Raw genomic sequence first — 2084 nt, 5'->3', positions numbered from 1 at the left:
AAGAAGGAGGATTCTTCCTCCAGCTCGCGGCGGCGCAGCTGCGCCGTCTTCTCGTCGATCATGCCGGCGGAGAGATCGGCGTCGATCGACATCTGCTTGCCGGGGATGGCGTCGAGGGTGAAGCGCGCGCCGACCTCGGCGATACGGGTGGCGCCCTTGGTGATGACGATGAAGTTCACCACGATCAGGATCATGAAGACGATGAGGCCGATGACGAAGTCGCTCGACATCACCAGCTTGGAGAAGCCGGAAATGACATAGCCCGCGGCATGCGTGCCCTCATTGCCGTGCGACAGGATCATGCGCGTGGTGGCGATGTTGAGCGATAGCCTGAGCATCGTGGCAATCAGCAGCACGGTCGGGAAGGACGAGAAGTCAAGCGGGCGCTGGATCCACAGCGCCACCATCAGGATCAGAACGGACAGCGCGATCGAGAAAGCGAGGCCGATATCGATGAGGAAAGCCGGGATCGGCAGGAACAGCACGGCCAGGATGACGACGATGCCCAGCGCGAAGAAGACGTCGCGGCCGTTCTTCGCCACCACGCCGGACGGGAGTGTTTCGCTGATCGCCATGTCGTCCCCAAATCAAGACCCGCCACGCACAGGTCAGGCCCTTGACCGTAACCCTCCAAGCTTGCGCGAAGGTGGGACAGCGGCTACGGGACCTTGCCACGGTCTTGCGAAAGGATGGCAAATGCTTCTGATCACCGGCACGGTTCGACTGCCGGCCGAAAGGTTCGAACAGGCAAATCCGGCGATGCAGCGAATGATCCTGGCGAGCCGCGCCGAGCCGGGCTGCCTCCACTATTCCTATGCGCAGGATGTGCTGGATGCCGGGCTCATCCATGTTTCGGAAGCCTGGAGCGACCGCGCCGCGCTCGAAGCGCATTTCAAATCGGCGCATATCGCCGAGTGGCGCGCGAGCTGGGCTGAGCTCGGCATCGGCGACCGCAAGCTTACGCTTTTCGAGACGGATGGCGGCGCGCCGACTTGAGAGCCTCGGCTTTCTGGCTAAGGTCGCGTAGGAGGGCAGTCTGGCGGTTACCTACACTCAGGGCCAGACCTGGTTCGAAGCGCCGGGCGCGATCCACGCCTTCGCCGAGAACGCCGGCGCGGCCGAGCCGGCCGAGCTGCTGGCGATCTTGGTCGCGGAGGACAACGGCGGCCCGCTGACCATCCCGGCAGCTGATTAAATCTATTGCCTTTGTCGCGGCGGAAGCCTTCTTAACGCTAATTCGCGCAACGCCAAATTGGCGCCACATGCGGTCGGCATTGCGATTGCCACGCAAAGCCGCCGCGCGTATCAGGCACGGCAGTCTTTTCTTTCGCATACCGGCGAGCCGTTCCGTTGCCTGCCAGAAACGACCCACAAGTCTTCGCCCGCCGGCTTCGCGCGGTGCTGATCAGCTCGATCCCCGTGCTCGAGGCGCGCGGCATCGTCATCGTGCTGATGGCCGGCATGGTCGGCGCCATCGCGGGCGCGCTGGTCACCGGCATGAGCGCGCTGGTGCAAGGCATGCACTATCTGCTGTTCGACGTGCAGCCGGGCGGCCGGCTTTCGGCGATGTTCTCGCTCGCCGATCCGGTGCAGGCGATGTTCCCGGCGATCGGCGGCCTGCTGCTCGGGCTTTCCGTCATTTGGCTCAGAAAGCGCAAGTTCCGCACGCCGGTCGACCCGATCGAGGCGAACGCGCTCTATGGCGGGCGCATGTCGCTCACCGACACGTTCATCATCGTGGCGCAGACGATGATTTCCTCCGGCTTCGGCGCCTCGGTTGGATTGGAAGCCGGCTACACGCAGATCGGCTCCGGTATCGCTTCCAGGCTTGCCCGCGCCTTCCGGCTGCGCCGCAACGATGTGCGCATCCTGGTCGGCTGCGGCGCGGCCGGCGCCATCGCCGCCGCTTTCGATGCGCCGCTGACCGGCGCCTTCTACGGTTTCGAGCTGGTCATCGGCATCTACTCGGTCGCCAATGTGGCGCCGGTGATGACGGCGGCGATCTCGGCGTCGCTGACGGCGGCAATGTTCGGCGGCGTGCCGTTTCCGCTGGAATTGTCGGGCCTGCCGAATTTGACCGCCAG

At 64.5% G+C, this 2084-nt stretch carries 3 protein-coding genes; 2 read left to right on the top strand and 1 reads right to left on the bottom strand.

Translation table 11 applies throughout. From position 1 onward, the window contains the following. On the bottom strand, window positions 1-575 hold a 575-nt coding region (locus EOA28_RS33680), incomplete at its 3' end, for an FHIPEP family type III secretion protein (protein WP_189342347.1). A gap of 121 nt (window positions 576-696) precedes the next feature. Here EOA28_RS33680 and EOA28_RS33675 point away from each other — a divergent pair. Together EOA28_RS33675 and EOA28_RS33670 are read left to right on the top strand one after the other, a co-directional pair. After that, window positions 697-996 (top strand): putative quinol monooxygenase, encoded by a 300-nt coding sequence (locus tag EOA28_RS33675; RefSeq protein WP_128315743.1) that lies wholly within the window; start codon window positions 697-699, stop codon window positions 994-996. Window positions 997-1350: 354 nt separating this feature from the next. Next, window positions 1351-2084, top strand: a 734-nt coding sequence (locus EOA28_RS33670) for a chloride channel protein (protein ID WP_148671031.1), incomplete at its 3' end; no start/stop codon positions are given.

It is taken from the genome of Mesorhizobium sp. M2A.F.Ca.ET.067.02.1.1, assembly GCF_004023285.1.
Classification (GTDB): Bacteria; Pseudomonadota; Alphaproteobacteria; order Rhizobiales; family Rhizobiaceae; genus Mesorhizobium.
The sequence above is the reverse complement of the archived record's forward strand: the minus strand, read 5'-3'. Positions and strand labels throughout refer to the sequence as shown.

What these genes read in the sequence shown, in the direction of transcription:
- EOA28_RS33675 (WP_128315743.1), top strand. Translation starts at nt 697, where the DNA reads ATGCTTCTGATCACCGGCACGGTTCGACTGCCGGCCGAAAGGTTCGAA.